Below are 15,110 nucleotides of genomic sequence, written 5' to 3'. Positions count from 1 at the left end.
CGTGCCAGGCCGGCGCGGGGGCGACGTGCTCCCGCGGGGGCCTCGCAGCGGCGAGCGAAGCCCGGAGGGCGAGAGCGAGCCGTGCGGGAGTAGCGTTTTCCCAGGGATGGGAAAACGCGGACGTCCCCCGCGGGAGCACGTCGCCCCCGCGCCGGCCCGCCACTCGCGCGGACATTACGCCGGCTGCAACTCCGGCGCGACGAGCTCCGAGGTCCACGCCTCGATGACGTCCCCGTTCTTGAGGTCGCCGAACTTCGCCACCTGGATGCCGCACTCGAAGTTTTCGGCAACCTCGCGAACGTCGTCCTTAAAGCGCCGCAGCGACTCGATCTCCCCGTCGAACACGACGGCGGCATCGCGCAGGACGCGGACCTTGGCGTTGCGCGTGATCTTGCCGGACTGCACGTAGCAACCGGCGATCGTCCCGACCTTCGAGACCTTGAAGATCTCGCGCACTTCCGCGCGACCGAGCACGATCTCGCGGAACTTCGGCGCCAGCATCCCGACCATGGCCTTCTTGAGGTCGTTCTCGACGTCGTAGATGACCTGGTAGAAGCGCAGGTCGACCTGCTCCGACTCGGCGAGGCGTTTGACCGCTTCGTCGGGACGAATGTTGAAGCCGATCAGCACCGCGCTCGACGCCGAAGCGAGGTTGACGTCGTTCTCGGTGATGCCGCCCACGCCGGCGAGGATGACGCGGACGTCGACCTCGGCCGTCGAGAGGCCTTCGACGCGAGCACGCAACGCCTCGACCGAGCCTTGGCCGTCGGCCTTGAGCACGAGGTTGAGGGTCTTGCGGCCGCCGTCGGCCGGCATCGACATGAACGTCTCGAGCGAGACGCGCGCGCCGCCGGTGGAGACCGCCATGCGGACGTCGCGACGCTTGGTGGAGCGTTTGGCGGCCGCTTCGCGCGCCGACTTCTCGTCGGAGACGACCATCAGCGTGTCGCCGGCGGACGGGACTTCGCCCAGGCCCATGATCTCGACCGGGATCGAGGGACCGGCCTTCTTCGTCTGCTTGCCCTTGTCGTCGATCAGCGCGCGGATCTTCCCGTAGGTCGGTCCGACGACGACGACGTCACCGACGCGCAGCGTGCCGTTTTGCACGAGCACCGTCGCGACCGCACCGCGACCGCGGTCGAGCGCGGACTCGATGACGACGCCGGCGGCGCGCCGGTGCGGGTTGGCTTTGAGCTCCCGCAAGTCGGCTTCGAGCAGCACGGTCTCGAGCAGCTGATCGATGTTGTTGCCGGTGCGCGCCGAGACCGGGACCATCTCGATCTTGCCGCCCCACTCGACCGGCTGGAGGCCTTCGTCGGTGAGCTGCTGCTTGACGCGGTCGGGCTGGGCGTCTTCCTTGTCCATCTTGTTGATGGCGACGACGATCGGCACGCCGGCGGCCTTGATGTGCGAGATCGCTTCCTTCGTCTGCGGCATGACGCCGTCGTCGGCGGCCACGACCAGGATCGCGACGTCGGTAACCTTGGCGCCACGCGCGCGCATCGCCGTGAACGCTTCGTGGCCCGGGGTGTCGATGAAGGTGATCTCGCGCCCGTTCTGCGAGACGGTGTACGCGCCGATCTTCTGCGTGATGCCGCCGGCTTCACCGGCCGCGACCGACGCGGAGCGGATCTTGTCGAGCAGCGAGGTCTTGCCGTGGTCGACGTGGCCGAGGACGGTGACGACCGGCGGCCGCGGCTGCAGCATCTCCGGCTTGTCCTCTTCCTGCTCGACGACGACTTCCTCGCCGGCTTCCTTGACGATCGCGTTGAACCCGAACTTGCGCGCGACCGCGATGGCCTGATCGGAGCTGATGTTCTGGTTGATCGTCGCCATCGTGCCCATGCGGATGAGCTCGCGGATGACGTCCGCGGCCGGGACGATCATCGAGGTCGCCAGCTCTTGCACCGTGAGCACGTCCGGGATCTCGATCGACTCGAGCTTCTGCACCGGCTGCCCGTCGCGGTCCAGACGCGGACCGCCCTTGCGCTGGCGCTTCTCGAGCAGCATCTCCTGTTCGCGCTGCTTCTTGGCCTCGAGATCCTCGCGGCTGCCGCGGCGCGCGGCAGGGCGTCCCCCGGGCGCACCGGTGGACGGATTGGGGCCTTGCGGGGTGAGCGGGGGACCGCCGCCGCCGGGGCGCGGGCCGAACGGACGCGGGCCCGGTGCTTGGGCGCCCGGGATCGGGCGGAAGGGGCCGTTGCCGACCGGACGGCGACCGGGGACGGGACCGCCGGGCGTGCCGGGAGCGCCCGGGCGCGGCTGCTGGTACTGACCGGGGCCACCTTGGCCGGGTCGCGGCGCGACGCCGGGACGGCCCGGGATCTGGCCGTTGCCGCCGGCGGCCGGCGGGTTGAGCGGCCGCTGCGGCGGGCGCTGCGGCGGCCGGATCGACGACTGACCGGAGGGGACCGGACGCAGGGTCGGCACCGGCTCGTTGGGTGCCAGCGGGCGACGGGGCGGCAACGGGCCCGGCTGACCGGGACGCGGGGCGACGCCGGGGCGCTGCGCGCCGGCGGACGGCGGCTGGCCGGCACGCGCGGCGGGCTGCTGCGGGGTCGCCGGGCCGGGCTGCGGCGCGGCCGGACGGCGCGCGGGCGCCGGCGGCGGGACCGGCCGCAGCTGCGGGACCGGGGTCGGCTCGGGGGCGGGTTGGGCGGCCGGGACGGACGCTGGCGGCGGTTCGGGCGGCGCTTCGGGCACCGCCGCGACCGGCGACGGCTCGACGGCAGCGACCGGCTCGGCCGTCACGGCGACGGCCGGGCTCTCGGCGGCGGCCCTAGCAGGCTTCGCGGTGGCCTTGGCCTTCGCGGCCGGCTTGGCGGCGGGCGCGAGGGCCTCATCCGACGCGTCCGCGGCGAGCGGGGTCGGCGCGACGGGCGGCGCCGCGGCGACCTTCGGCGCGGCCGCCGGGGCGGAGACGGCCGCAGCGGGCGCGGGCGACGCGGCGGCGGCCGGCGCGGCAGCCGGCTTGGGAGCGGCTTTCGCCCCCTTGAGCTGTGCGCGGAGCAGGTCGGCGACCTTCGGCTCGACGACGCTGAGTTGGTTCTTCGCCTCCAGACCCAGTCGCCCGAAGAGCGCGACGAGGTCCTTCGACGTCATGCCGAGCTCTTTGGCGAGCTCGAAAATTCTGACCTTACCGGTTGCCATGCAATCCTTCTAGATTAGGGCGCCACGAGGACGCCACCGCCCTTATATCATTCCGACGTCTCCGCGTTCCGGAGTCACCATTGTAGCAGAGCTTCGACACTGAACCCCGGAAAACGTTTGTTCTTTGCGACGCGTTCCGCGCACGCGCGCGAGCACAGGTATGCGCCGCGCCCCGCGGCGCGCGGACCGCGGTCGGCGATCCAGCGGCCCTCGCTCCGCACGAAACGCCGCAGGGCCGCCTGATCCAGAACCCGCCGGCAGCCCACGCAGGTGCGCTGCGGGCTCATTCGTTCGTGAACATCTCCCGCTTGAACTCCTCGAGCCGGCGCAGCAGCTCGTCCTGGTCGACCGCGCCTTCCTCCTCGTCGGCCTCGGCCTCGACCTCGGTGCCCTCGACCGGCAGCAGCTCCTCCTCGGGCTCGGCGGTGGCGGCCGCCGCCGTGGCGGCACGGGCCTCCCGCTCGGCCGCGTAACGCTCGCGCGCCTCGGCCGCCTCGGAGTCGCTGGTGATGTCGAGCCGCCACCCGCTCAAGCGGGCGGCCAGGCGGACGTTCTGCCCCTCGCGGCCGATCGCCAGCGAAAGCTGGTGGTCGGGGACGACGACCAGCGCGATCCCTTCCTCCTCGTACAGCTCGACGCCGAGTACCTTGGCCGGCGCCAAGGCGTTGGCGATGAAGGTCGGCAGGTCGGGCGCCCAGCGGATGACGTCGATCTTCTCACCGCGCAGCTCGTCGGAGACGTTGGCGATGCGGGTGGACTTCGGCCCCAGACACGCGCCGACCGGATCGACTTCCGGGCGCCGTGAGGTGACCGCGACCTTGGTGCGCGCGCCCGGCTCGCGAGCGATCGCCATGATCTCCACGATGTCGTCCTGGATCTCGGGGACCTGGAACTCGATCAGCCGCTGCACGAGCCCTTCGGCCGCGCGCGAGAGGACGACCAGCGGACCCTTGTTGGTCTTGCGCACGTCGAGCACGTAGGCCCGGATGCGGTCGTTGATGCGGTAGTTCTCGCGCGGAACCTGTTCCGAGAACGGCAGCAGCGCTTCGGTCTTGCGATCGTCGAGCAGCACGTACATGTTGCGCTGCTCGTAGCGCTGGACGGTGCCCAGCACGATGTCGTGCAGCTTGGCGGAGTACGTGTTGTAGACGGTGTCGCGCTCGGCCTCGCGGATGCGCTGGACGATGACCTGCTTGGCCGTCTGCGCGGCGATGCGGCCGAAGTCGCGCGGCGTGACGACTTCGTCGTAGAAGTCGCCCGGCTCGTAGCGCGCGCCGGCCTCGCTCTTCGCGATCTCGAGCTTCGGATCGGTCACCTCGCCGTCGGGCACGACGGTGCGGCGGTGATAGACCTGATAGTCCCCGCTCTGGCGATCGATGGTCACGATCGCGTTGGCTTCACCGCCGAAATTCCGCTTGTAGGCGGAGATCAGCGCGGCCTCCAGCGCTTCGAGCAACGACTCGAAGCTGATGTTGCGCTCGTTCTCGATCTCGCGGAGCGCCGCGATCATCTCTGCGTTCATCGGTGTTTCTCTCGGTTCTTGGCGCGCTGGAGGTCGGCGCGAACGTCGTACTCCAGGTTGGCCGACTTGATGACGGCCAGCGGAATCGGCAGCTCGCCGTCCGCTCGGGAAAGGATCACGTTGCTGCCGCGCACGCCGTCCAGGCGCCCGCGGTGCGTCTTGGCGTTCTTGATCGCCAGGGTGGTGACGACCTTGACGTCGCGTCCGCTGAAGCGCTCGTAGTCGGCCGGCTTGATCAGCGGACGGTTCAGCCCGGCCGACTCGACTTCGAGCGTGTACGGATCGGGAAACGCGTCGAGTGCGTCGTTGACGCGCGCAGCGATCCGCTCACAGGTCACGACGTCGACGCCGCCCTCGCGGTCGACCGTCAAGTGCAGCGCGGTCCGGCGGCCGTGGCGACGGGCCGCCGACGAGACGAACTCGACGCCCGCGAACGCGGGCTCGTGCTGGAGCTGGTCGACGACCTGCGCAAAAGCGGCATCGAGCGCGATGCCGTCGGTGGCATGCGCCGGTCGTTCCGCGCCGTTCGTTTTCTCGCCCATGCTTGCTTGTTTCAGACCCCTGAACAGCAGGGAAGCGCGGGCGATGCCCACGCTTCCAGCGTTCAACTTCCGTCCGCCATCATACGACGCCGGCGCAATTCCCGCAAGGCTAGGGGTCGAGCGGGAGCGGCGTCGCGAGCGAGCCCGGCGTCACCCGGACCACGTTCGGGCCGCTGCACGGCACCTCGACCGGGTCGTCGATCTCCGGCTTGAGGTCGGGAGCGCCGCTGGGGAACTCCGCCCCCTTTCCGTTGGGGTCGTGATAGGCCGGCGGCGGGGGCAGCGGGTGGTGGACGATCCGATAGCCCCGGCAGACGGTCTGGCCGAGCAGATTCTTGTGCGGGGGCCCGTAGACGTACGTCAGGCTGGCCGGCTGCCAGTAGCTGCGCACGATGCGGATGATGGCGAAGGTCGCCGCCAGGATCGGCGCCGGGATCGGAATGACGGTCTTGGCCTCGGCGCTGGTGGGGGTGGTCCCGGCGTAGGCGTGCATCGTGTCGACCGGGCCGCTGGGAAGCAGCGAACGGAGCTTGGCGTTCAGCTTGGCGTTGGCGTCGTTGCCGGTCGGTGCCGGTGCCGGGTTCGCCGCGACCGTCGTGCCGGGTGCGGCGGGTGCCGTCACCGCCCGGACCGGGCGCGGCGAGCCGGCGCCGTGGCCTGGCTGCGCGCCGGCACCCGGCTTGGGGCCACCCGGACGCGGGCCGGTCGAGCCGGCCGGACGCGGCGAGGCCGGCGGCCCGCTGGCGGCCGGGCGCGGGGTCCCCGGCGGAGCGCTGGCGGGCGCCGGGACGTGCGCGACGGTGGCGGGGGCCCGGGTCGGCGGCGCGACGGGGGCTGCGCTCGCGACGGCGACCGCGGTCGGATGCGGCGGCGCCGGCGCCGCGGTCGCGGGCGGGGCGGTGGCCGGGACCGCCGTCGGGCGGGCCGTCGCGGGGACGACGGTCGGGACGGGACTGGCCGGCTGCGGGCGCAGGGTCGGGGTGCGGGTCGGCGGCGCGGTCGGGCGCGCCGTCGCCGGCGGCGCGGTCGGCACCGGACGCGGCGTCGGGGCGGGCGTCGGCGGCGCGGTCGGCGGCAGCGTCGGCGGGCGGGTCGGAAGCTCGGTCGGCGCCACCGTCGGGACGCGGGTCGGCAACGGCGTGGGCGCCGGCGTCGCGATCGCCACGACCGCGACGGTCGGCGGCGCGGTCGGTGCCGGCGGTGCGCTGACCGCGACCTGCGGGGCCTGCGTCGGTAGTTCGGGCGGCGCGGTCGGCTGCGGCGGGGCCGACGGGCGCTGGACCGACAGCTCGGGGCGGCGAGCGGCGGGCGGCCGGGGTCGGGGCGGCGCCGGCCGCGGGCGCAGCACCGCGATGCGGCGCGGCTGCGGCACCGGCGGCGGAACGGTCGGACGCGGCGGCGGCGGCGTCACGACCGGCGCGGGCGCGACGCTGGCCGCGAGCGCGGGGGCCGGCGAGCTGATCGGCGCCGGCGCCGCGGCCGCTTGCTCTTGGACGATGATGTCGGCGTTGACGTCGCCTTCGGGCGACGCGCTCTCGTTCAGCGGGATGACGGCCAGCAGCAAGCCGACGAACAGCGCCAGCGCGTGCAGGATGCACGAGATGCCGAGCGCGAGCAGATCGCGACGCCGCGACGGGCGGTCGATATGTGCGTCGGCCTCCGGGCGTTCTTCCGACACGGCGGCTGGCTACTTCCCCCGCGCCGCACGCACTCCATCCTGGCAAGCGATCTGCTCGCTCGGAGTGTGAGCGCGGAGCTTTCTCCCATACCGCAGGACCAGCACAGGGGTCGCGGAAGTCCGCGCGCCGTGCAGCCGCCTCCGAAACGCACCAAGATCGTCGCGACGCTGGGCCCGGCGTCACGCGATCCGGCGATGCTGCGCTCGCTCTTCTTGGCCGGCGTCAACGTCGCTCGACTCAACTTCTCGCACGGCACCCACGAAGAGCACGCGCAGACGATCGCCGACGTGCGCCGCGTCGCCAAAGAGCTCGGGCTCCACGTCGCGATCCTGCAAGACTTGCCGGGTCCCAAAGTGCGCACCGGGACGTTCTCGAACGGCACCAGCTCGGTGCGGCTCGAGCAAGGCGCGCCGTTCGTGCTCTGTACCGACGCCGTCGGCGGCGACGCCGAGCACGTCTCGGTCAGCTACGCCGGCTTGGCGCGCGACGTCGAGATCGGCAAGCGCATCTACTTGGCCGACGGCTCGATCGCGCTGCGCGTGCAAGCCGTCGACGGCGCGCACGTCCACACCATCGTCGAGACCGGCGGCGAGCTGCGCGAGAAACAGGGCATCAACTATCCCGACGGCACGCTCGAGCTCGACGCCGTCACCGACCGCGATCTCGAGCACCTCGATTTCGGCATCGCGCAGGGCGTCGACTGGGTCGCGGTCTCGTTCGTGCGCACCGCCCAAGACGTCTGGCGCGTCAAGTCGCACATCGGCGAGGCCGGAATGTCGATCCCGGTGATGGCCAAGATCGAGAAGCACGAGGCGCTCGATCACATCGACGACATCCTCACCGTCGCCGACGGGATCATGGTCGCGCGCGGTGACCTCGGCATCGAGATCCCGCTCGAAGACGTGCCGCTGGTGCAGAAGGATCTGATCGCGCGCTCCAACCGCGCCTCGAAGCCGGTCGTGACCGCCACCCAGATGCTCGAGTCGATGATCTCCGCGGCCCGGCCGACGCGCGCCGAGGTCACCGACGTCGCCAACGCGATCCTCGACGGGACCGACGCGGTCATGCTCTCGGGCGAGAGCGCGCGCGGGCTCTACCCGCTCGAGGCGGTGCGCACGATGGCCACCATCGCCATGCAGGTCGAGTCGAAGTATCCCTTCCAGGACTTGCGCGAGCGCCGTTCGATCGACGGCGGCAAGGTCGACACCGACGAGGACATCGGGATGTCGATCGCCGAGGCCGCGGTACGCTCGGCCGACGCGCTCGGGCTGCGGCTGGTCGTCACCGGGACGACGACCGGCAACACGGCGCGCCACATCTCCTCGTTCCGCCCGCAGGCGAAGATCCTCGCGCTCACGCCGCTCGAGGACGTCGCGCGCAAGATGGCCGTCGTGTGGGGCGTCGACTCGGTCGTCGTGCAGACCTATCGCTACATCGAGACGCTGATCGAGATCGCCGAAGCGCGGGTGGTCGCCGAAGGCCACGCCGCGCCGGGCGAGACGATCGCGATCACCAGCGGCATGCCGGTCGGCGCCGGCGGGACCAACGTCCTCAAGATCCATCGCCTCCCGGCGCACTAGCGGCTACGCGGTCGTAATCGCTTTGGGGCGCGGGGCGATGCGCCAGACGGCGTCGGCGAACGCGTGCACGTCCTCGGGCGTGGTGTCCCAGGAGGTCATCCAGCGCACGACGTCGCGCGCCTCGTCCCAGACGTAGAAGCGGCGCTCGGCCTGCAGCGGCGCGATCGCCGCGCGCGGCAAGATCGGAAACAGGCCGTTGGCCTCGACCGGATAGGCGAAGCGCACGACGTCGTCGAGGTCGCGCAGCCGCTCGGCCAGCAGCCTCGCCATCGCGTTGGCGTGCGCGGCGCTGCGCAGCCACAGTCCCTCGCGCAGCAGCGCCTCGAACTGCGCCGCGACGTAGCGCATCTTCGAGGGTAGCTGCAAGCCCGACTTACGAGTGTATTTGAAGTTGTCGGCGGCGGCGTGACCGCGCGGAAAGACGACGGCCTCGCCGAACACCAGGCCGTTCTTCGTCCCGCCGAAGGTGCAGGCGTCGACGCCGGTGTCGACCAGCATCGCGCGCACGTCGCAGCCCAGCGCGGCGACGGCGTTGGCGATGCGGGCGCCGTCGAGGTGAAAGAATAGACCGTGCGCGCGGCAGACCTCACCGAGCGCACGCAGCTCCTCGAGCGTGTAGACGGTGCCGACCTCGGTGCTCTGCGAGATCGAGATCGCGGCCGGCTGCACGTGATGCTGGTCGCCGATCCCGTGCAGCTGGCGCAACACGTCGTCGGGCGTCAGTTTGCCGTTCTCGACCGGAACGTCGATCAGCTTGGCGCCCTGGAAACGCTCAAACGCGCCGCACTCGTCGACCGCGACGTGCGCGCCGGCGGGACAGATGACGGCTTGCCACGGCTGCAGCGCGGCGGCCAGCGTCACCACGTTCGCGCCGCTGCCGTTGAACGCGAAGAAGACGCGCGCCTGATCGCCGAGCAGCGCGTGGAACGCGGCCTGGGCACGCTCGGTATACGGGTCGTCGCCGTAGGCGCTCACGTGGCCCGCGTTGCACGCGGCCAGCGCGGCCAGGATCTCGGGATGGGCGCCGGCGTTGTTGTCGCTGGCGAAGTGTCGCTCGACCATTGGTGAGACGGGACTACGCCCCGGTACGCGCGATCTCCGTCAGCGGCGGCGCGCGGCCAGCAGCTCGGCCGCGTGGTCGAGCGCGACCCCGTGCTCCACACCGGCCAGCATTCGTGCGATCTCGGCGCGCCGCGCCGCGTCGTCGAGCGCGACGGCGGTGATCGCGGTCGTCCCGTGCGCGGTGCTCTTGCGCAGGGCGACGTGGTCGGCGCCCACGGCGGCGATCTGCGCCAAGTGCGTCACGCACAGCACCTGCCCGTCCTCGGCCAAGCGCGCCAACCGCGCGCCGACGGCGGAGGCGGTCGCGCCGCCGATGCCGGCGTCGATCTCGTCGAACACGAGCGCGGTGCGCGGACGGCGATCCGCCAACACGACGATCAGCGCGAGCAGGACGCGCGAGAGCTCGCCGCCCGATGCCACCCGCGCCAGCGGCCGTTCCGGTTCGCCGGGGTTGGCGGCGAAGCGCAGCTCGGCACGCTCGGCACCGCCCGGACCGATCGCGGGCGCCGGTTCGAGCGCGACGCGCAGGCGCGCGGCCGGCATCGCCAACGCGGCCAGCTCGGCGTCGACCGCGCTCGCGATCGTCTGCGCCGCGGCCCGCCGCGCCGCGCTCAGCTCGGCCGCGCGCGCGTCGAGCTCGCCCGCCAGCGCCGCGGCGTCGCGCTCGGCTGCGGCGAGCCGCTCGTCGCGCTCGTCGACGTCGGCGATCTCGGCCGCCAGCGCGTCGCGCTGCTCTCGCACCGCGGCCAGCGTGCCGCCGTACTTGCGTTTGAGGCGGTCCAGCGCGTCGAGCCGCGCGCCGATCGTCTCCAGCTCGGCGGGATCGAGCTCGACCGCGTCGCGCTCGTGCGCGATCCGGGCCGCCAACTCGTTGACCTCCGACTGCAACGCCGCCGCCGCTTCGGCCAGCGCGGCGAAACGCGCGCCGACGCGTCCCAGCCCGGCCAGCGCGGTCTCGGCCGCGCCCAGCGCGTCGACCGCGCCGCGCTCGTCCTCGAGGGCCGCGCCGGCGATCGCCAGGCCCGCGACGACCCGCTCGGCGTTGGCCAACAGGTCGCGCCGCTCGCGCAGCCGCTCGTCTTCGCCCTCGTCCTCGATACGCGCCGCGTCGATCTCCGCGATCGCGAAGCGCGCGAACTCGGCGCGCGCCAGCGCGCGGCCGTCCGCGTCGCGCAGCGCGTCGGCGCGGGCGCGCGCCGCGCGCAGCGCGTCGTAGGAACGAGCCACCTGCGCGCGCGCCGCCAGCGCGGCTTCACCGGCGAAGCGATCGAGCAGGTCGAGCGCGAACGCCTGGCCGAGCAGCCGCTGCGCCTCGTGCTGCGAGACGACGTCGACCAGCTCGCCGATCAGCTCGCGCACTTGACTGGCCGCCGCGGGCGTGCCGTTGATGCGCGCCTGGGAGCGGCCCGCCGCCAGCACTTCGCGCTGCACGATCAGGTCGTCGTCGGCGGCCAGGGTGAAGCCGGCTTCGGCCAAGCGCGCGCGCAGCGCCGCGTCGGGCACGATCTCGAGCGTCGCACGCGCCCGCTGCGCGCCGGCGCGCACGACGTCGCTCTCGGCGCGGTCCCCCAGCGCCAGGCCCAGGCCGTTGAGCAGCATCGTCTTGCCCGAGCCGGTCTCGCCGGTGATCACCGTCAGGCCGGCGCCGAACGCGATCTCGGCGCGCGCGATCAAGCCGACGTCTTCGAGCGTCAGCCGCAGCAGCGCGCTCATGCCGCGCTCACCGCGATTTGATCGGGACGCCCCATTGCAGCTTCTGCTCGAGGCGCTCGAAGAACGCGCCCGAACGAACGCGCGCGAAGCGCACCGGCATCGCGGCGCGGCGGATCAGCACCCGGTCGCCGGCGTGCAAGTCCGCCGCGACGACGCCGTCCGTCTCGAGGTTGGCGCTGGTCAGCTCGCCGTCGCAGGTGATCTCGATCGTCGCATCGCTGGGGACCAGCAGCGGGCGCGCGAACAGCGTGTGCGGCAGCAGCGCCGCGATCCCGAGCGCGTCGACGGCGGGGTGGATGATCGGGCCGCCGACGCTCAGCCAGTACGCCGTCGAGCCGGTCGGCGTCGCGACCATCACGCCGTCGGCCGGCAAGCGCGCGACCAGCTCGCCGTCGAGCACCAGGCCGTAGGGCGCCAACCGCGCCTGCGCGGTACGCCGGATGACGACCTCGTTGAGCGCGAAGCTGACCTCGTGCTGCCCGGCGACCTGCGCGTGCAGCGCGACCCGCTCGTCGTAGGCGACGTCGCCCTCGAAGACGCGCGCCAGCGCGGTGAAGCCGTCCTCGTTCGCTTCGACCTCGGTCAGGAAGCCGAGCCGCCCGGTGTTGACGCCCAAGATCGGAATCCCGCGCTCGTGGACCATGCGCGTCCCGCGCAGCAGCGTCCCGTCGCCGCCCACGGTGATCAACAGATCGGCGACGTCGAGGTCGCACCGGTCCTCGATGAAGTCGAGCCCGTCGCCTTCGGCGCCGCACAGCCCGACCGCCACGCCGTGCGCGCGCGCGATCTGCGTCACCCGCAGCGCCGTCTCATGCGCCTTCGGCCGCTCGGTATTCACGTAGAGTGCCACGGACTTCACGGTGCGTGTGCCTCGGCCACGAGCGCGTCCAGGCGCGCGTCGTCGACGTCGGTTCCGTCGCGACGCAGCTCGTAGAAGAACTCGACGTTGCCGGACGGTCCGCGCAGCGGCGAGCGGATCGCGGCGACCACGTGCAGGCCCAACGCCTGGATCGCGTCGCGCACTTCGCGCAGCACGGCCGCGTGGACGGCCGGGTCGCGCACGACCCCGCCGCCGCCGAGCCGCGCCCGGCCGGCCTCGAACTGCGGCTTCACCAACGCGACGATCGCGCCGCCGGCGCGCAGGTACGCGACGGCACGCGCGACGATCGTGCGCAGCGAGATGAAGGACGCGTCGATCACGATCAGGTCGAAGCCGCCCGGAAACGCGTCGTCGGCCAGGGTGCGAAAGTTGGTCCGTTCGACGACGGTGACGCGCGGGTCGGTGCGCAGCGACCAGGCCAGCTGACCGTAACCGACGTCGAGCGCGGTCACGTGGCGCGCCCCGCGCTGCAAGAGCACGTCGGTGAAGCCGCCGGTCGACGCGCCGACGTCGAGCGCTTCCAGGCCGCTCGGGTCGAGGTCGAACGCCGTCAAGGCGCCTTCGAGCTTGTCGCCGCCGCGGCTGACGAAACGCGGCGCCGCTTCGACGGCGACCTGCGCGCCGGGACGTACGTTGGCACCCGGCTTCGTGGCGGGCGCTTCGTCGACGCGGACGCGGCCGGCCAGGATCAGCCCGCGGGCTTGCGAGCGGGTCAATCCGGTCTCGGCGGCGACGACGGCGTCGAGCCGGCGCGCGTCGGTTGGACGTTCACGCGACACGATCACGCGGCGTCCCGCGCGCGACTAGGGGAGCCCATCGACGCAGCGGCTTCGTGCTCCCCAGGAGGACCGCCTCGTACGGCGGGCCAAGGCCGCGCGGTGAAGCTCTCTCGCGCACGTATCCTCGCCGGCGGCGCCGCGGCCGGCGCGTTCGCCTCGATCGGGATCCTGCGCTGGCCCGGCGAGGCCGCGCAGTTCACCCTCACGATCGGCAACGACCAGACGCCGACGCACCCGATGAACGTCGCGACGGCCGAGGCTATCAAGCGCATCCAGGATCAGTCCGGCGGTCAGGTCGCCATCAACCTGCAGGGCAACAGCGTGCTCGGCACCGACACCGGCATGATCACGCAGCTGCGCAGCGGAGCGATCGCGCTGCTGCAGATCGGCAACAACATCCTCGGCTCGGTGATCCCCTCGGCGACGCTGCTGAGCATTCCGTTCGCGTTTCGTTCGGCGGAGCAGTATCGCAGCGCGTGCGACGGTCCGCTGGGCGCGTACATCGGCGCCGCCGGCGCGAAGGTCGGCATCCGCAAGTTCTCCACCGCGTTCTACGGCGGCTTCTTCGAGATGCAGAACCGCGTGCGCCCGATCGACAAACCGGCCGACATGACGGGGATCAAGTTCCGCGTCCCGGCCGGCCCGATCGACGTCGCCACCTTCCGCGCGCTGGGCGCGACGCCGACGCCGATCAACCTCTCCGAGGTCTACACCTCGCTGCAGACGCATTTGGTCGACGGAATCGAGGTCCCGCTGCCGACGGTCCGCAACTTCAAGTTCTACGAACAAGTGAAGTACTGCTCGATGACCAACCACATCGGCTTGGCCTATCTGCTCTTCGCCAACGCCGACACGTGGCAGCGGCTGCCCAAGAACGTCCAAGACCTGCTCGACCGCGAGCTCGACGCCGCCGCGCAGAGCGCGTCGAAGATGATGGCCGCGCAAGAGGTCAGCCTGCAAGCCGAGCTGGCCAAGGACGGGATGGCCTTCAACCGCCCCAATCCCGAGCCGTTCGCGCAGACGATCCGCGCGGCCGGACTCTACAAGCAGTGGCGCGATCAGAACGACCCCAAGGGCTGGGACGAGCTCGAAAAGACGACCGGCAAGCTGACGTAGCGCCGCGCTTCGCGGTCGGCGTCGACTACTGGCCGCGCGGCACCGGGCTCGCGCTGTGGCGCGAGTTCGACGCCGCCGCGCTGCGTGACGAGCTGGCGCACGTCGCGGCGCTCGGCTTGAACACGCTGCGCTTCTTCGTGCGGTGGGACGACTTCCAACCGCAGCCGGGTGCGCCGGACGCGACGATGCTGGCGCGATTCGCGACCTTCGTCGACCTGGCCGGCGAGGCCGGGCTGCGCACCATTCCGACGCTCTTCTGCGGCGCGATGGACGGCGCGTTGCTGCTCCCGCCGTGGGCGCGCGGCCGCGACCTCTACACCGGCACGCTGCTCGACGAGCAGCTGCGCTTCGCGCGGCTCGCCGGCGAGCGGGTGCGCGCCCACCCGGCCGTGCGCGCCTGGGACATCGGTCACCGATTCACCGACGTCTCCGCACCGCGGCGCGGCTCGATCTCGACCGGCGGCCACGGCAGCGTCCCGGTCTCCGAGCGCGACGTGGCGGCGTGGAGCCGCCGCCTGAGCGAGACGCTGCGCGACAGCTCGTCGATCGGCGCGACCGCCGGGACCTTCGCCGGCGATTTGACCGCTGACCGGCGCGTGCGCTTCGACTCGTTGTGCGCGCCGTTCGCGTTCGCCTCGATGCAGGGCTCGGGCGCCGACGTGCCGGCGGCGCGCGGCAGCCTCGACCCCGAAGCGGTGCCGTTCCTGGCCATGCTGACGGCGGGCTTCGCGAACCAGCCGGTCTTCGTGACCGGCCTGAGCGCGGCCGGCCTCACCGACAACGTGCAGGCGATCTGGTGCACGCAGGTACTCGAGCGGCTGCACGCCGACGGCCGGTTGGGCGCGCTGTGGTGGGAGTGGTGCGACCGCGCCGGTGCGACGAGCGGGATCGTGCGCGCCGACGGTACCGAGAAGCCGGTCGCGCAGGCGCTGGCCGCGTTCGCGCGCGAACGCCGGCCGGTGCTCGCGGCGCACGACATGCCGATGATCTCGAGCACCTACTACTATCGCACGCTGCCGACCAGCATGACGACGCTCTACGAAGCGTACCTCGGCTTCGTGCACGAGCGACGCGGCGAGGACTGACG

General features: G+C 72.3%; 11 protein-coding genes. 3 read left to right on the top strand and 8 right to left on the bottom strand.

Features of this window, described 5'->3' with window-relative positions:
- Nucleotides 1-174: 174 nt before the first annotated feature.
- The 4 genes from infB to VMD91_03430 form a co-directional block, all read right to left on the bottom strand.
- Nucleotides 175-3,150: a translation initiation factor IF-2 gene (gene infB, locus VMD91_03445; GenBank protein ID HTW83109.1), complete on the bottom strand. Its 2,976-nt coding sequence runs from the start codon at nucleotides 3,148-3,150 to the stop codon at nucleotides 175-177.
- A gap of 283 nt (nucleotides 3,151-3,433) precedes the next feature.
- Nucleotides 3,434-4,672, bottom strand: coding sequence for a transcription termination factor NusA (gene nusA, locus VMD91_03440; GenBank protein ID HTW83108.1), 1,239 nt, complete (start codon nucleotides 4,670-4,672; stop codon nucleotides 3,434-3,436).
- Nucleotides 4,669-5,214: a hypothetical protein gene (locus VMD91_03435; protein HTW83107.1), complete on the bottom strand. Its 546-nt coding sequence runs from the start codon at nucleotides 5,212-5,214 to the stop codon at nucleotides 4,669-4,671. Before VMD91_03435 ends, nusA begins: the two co-directional genes overlap by 4 nt.
- A 109-nt stretch (nucleotides 5,215-5,323) precedes the next feature.
- The gene (locus VMD91_03430; protein HTW83106.1) at nucleotides 5,324-6,892 is read right to left on the bottom strand and encodes a hypothetical protein; all 1,569 of its coding nucleotides are present in this window, start codon (nucleotides 6,890-6,892) and stop codon (nucleotides 5,324-5,326) included.
- A gap of 129 nt (nucleotides 6,893-7,021) precedes the next feature.
- Here VMD91_03430 and pyk point away from each other — a divergent pair, with 129 nt between their 5' ends.
- Complete coding sequence (pyk, locus tag VMD91_03425) at nucleotides 7,022-8,473, top strand: pyruvate kinase (protein HTW83105.1); 1,452 nt, start codon at nucleotides 7,022-7,024, stop codon at nucleotides 8,471-8,473.
- Nucleotides 8,474-8,476: 3 nt separating this feature from the next.
- On the opposite strand, the gene VMD91_03420 is transcribed toward pyk, so the two are convergent.
- Genes VMD91_03420 through VMD91_03405 form a run of 4 tightly spaced genes read right to left on the bottom strand, consistent with a single transcriptional unit; the run spans nucleotide 8,477 to nucleotide 12,913 of the window.
- Nucleotides 8,477-9,535, bottom strand: coding sequence for a low specificity L-threonine aldolase (locus VMD91_03420; protein ID HTW83104.1), 1,059 nt, complete (start codon nucleotides 9,533-9,535; stop codon nucleotides 8,477-8,479).
- A gap of 39 nt (nucleotides 9,536-9,574) precedes the next feature.
- Nucleotides 9,575-11,248 (bottom strand): DNA repair protein RecN, encoded by a 1,674-nt coding sequence (recN, locus tag VMD91_03415; GenBank protein ID HTW83103.1) that lies wholly within the window; start codon nucleotides 11,246-11,248, stop codon nucleotides 9,575-9,577.
- A 7-nt stretch (nucleotides 11,249-11,255) separates the two neighbouring features.
- A complete protein-coding gene (locus VMD91_03410; GenBank protein ID HTW83102.1) occupies nucleotides 11,256-12,107 on the bottom strand; it encodes an NAD(+)/NADH kinase in 852 nt (283 codons plus the stop codon).
- The gene (locus tag VMD91_03405) at nucleotides 12,104-12,913 is read right to left on the bottom strand and encodes a TlyA family RNA methyltransferase (protein HTW83101.1); all 810 of its coding nucleotides are present in this window, start codon (nucleotides 12,911-12,913) and stop codon (nucleotides 12,104-12,106) included. Before VMD91_03405 ends, VMD91_03410 begins: the two co-directional genes overlap by 4 nt.
- A gap of 93 nt (nucleotides 12,914-13,006) precedes the next feature.
- Here VMD91_03405 and VMD91_03400 point away from each other — a divergent pair, with 93 nt between their 5' ends.
- Together VMD91_03400 and VMD91_03395 are read left to right on the top strand one after the other, a co-directional pair.
- A complete protein-coding gene (locus VMD91_03400) occupies nucleotides 13,007-14,023 on the top strand; it encodes a TRAP transporter substrate-binding protein (GenBank protein HTW83100.1) in 1,017 nt (338 codons plus the stop codon).
- Nucleotides 13,957-15,108, top strand: coding sequence for a hypothetical protein (locus VMD91_03395; protein ID HTW83099.1), 1,152 nt, complete (start codon nucleotides 13,957-13,959; stop codon nucleotides 15,106-15,108). Before VMD91_03400 ends, VMD91_03395 begins: the two co-directional genes overlap by 67 nt.
- The last annotated feature ends 2 nt before the right edge of the window (nucleotides 15,109-15,110 follow it).

Source organism: Candidatus Sulfotelmatobacter sp., from assembly GCA_035504415.1.
GTDB lineage: Bacteria > Vulcanimicrobiota > Vulcanimicrobiia > Vulcanimicrobiales > Vulcanimicrobiaceae > Vulcanimicrobium.
This window is presented reverse-complemented; position numbering and strand designations above follow the sequence as displayed.

Bases quoted from the DNA above. Each gene is read 5' to 3' on its own strand.
- infB (HTW83109.1), bottom strand. From the start codon at position 3,150: ATGGCAACCGGTAAGGTCAGAATTTTCGAGCTCGCCAAAGAGCTCGGC.
- nusA (HTW83108.1), bottom strand. From the start codon at position 4,672: ATGAACGCAGAGATGATCGCGGCGCTCCGCGAGATCGAGAACGAGCGC.
- VMD91_03435 (HTW83107.1), bottom strand. From the start codon at position 5,214: ATGGGCGAGAAAACGAACGGCGCGGAACGACCGGCGCATGCCACCGAC.
- VMD91_03420 (HTW83104.1), bottom strand. From the start codon at position 9,535: ATGGTCGAGCGACACTTCGCCAGCGACAACAACGCCGGCGCCCATCCC.
- recN (HTW83103.1), bottom strand. From the start codon at position 11,248: ATGAGCGCGCTGCTGCGGCTGACGCTCGAAGACGTCGGCTTGATCGCG.